General features: G+C 46.5%; 1 protein-coding gene. It reads right to left on the bottom strand.

Annotated elements, in window-relative coordinates:
• Positions 1–574, bottom strand: a 574-nt coding sequence (locus AC2A06_RS18795) for an IS630 family transposase (RefSeq protein ID WP_484381291.1), incomplete at its 5' end; no start/stop codon positions are given.

Raw genomic sequence — 574 nt, 5'->3', positions numbered from 1 at the left:
CTACACTTTTGCCTGACCGTGCTTCCTACCAGGGAATGGGCTTACCGTTTTCATAAAGTGGCGTACCTTTTTCAGTAATTGCCACATCGAACGGCAGCTATGATTCCGGGTTATCGTGTCATGTAATGCTTGCCGCAGCCTTTCAACGTGGTTCACCCATGGCGAGTAGACGGGTTGATAAATAACAATAAATTTGGGGTTCTTCTTCAGCCACCGAAGTGTTTCACGACTTTTATGGATAATGTAGTTATCAACGATCAGGGTGATGCTTTTTGCCCGCCGATACGTGCTCTTAAGATGTTCCAACAAGCTGATAAATAGTCCCGATTTTTTGCTGCTGCCACCAACATAGCTGACTTTTCCCGTGCCACTGTGTAATGCACCGGCCAGATAATATTTTTCGTTTTGTCCCGGCGTAACAACCTGTTTTTGTTGACCACGAAGTTGCCAGTCAGCCCCTATTTTGGGGTTGAGATGGATATCCACTTCATCCTCGTAAAATACAGGATGCTCAGCGCTGCACTGGGCAAGAGCCTTGGCGATAACGGCCATTTTCTCTTCTTTATGTGGGTCT

It is taken from the genome of Serratia sp. HNCC26DJ244 (assembly GCF_057180565.1).
This window is presented reverse-complemented; position numbering and strand designations above follow the sequence as displayed.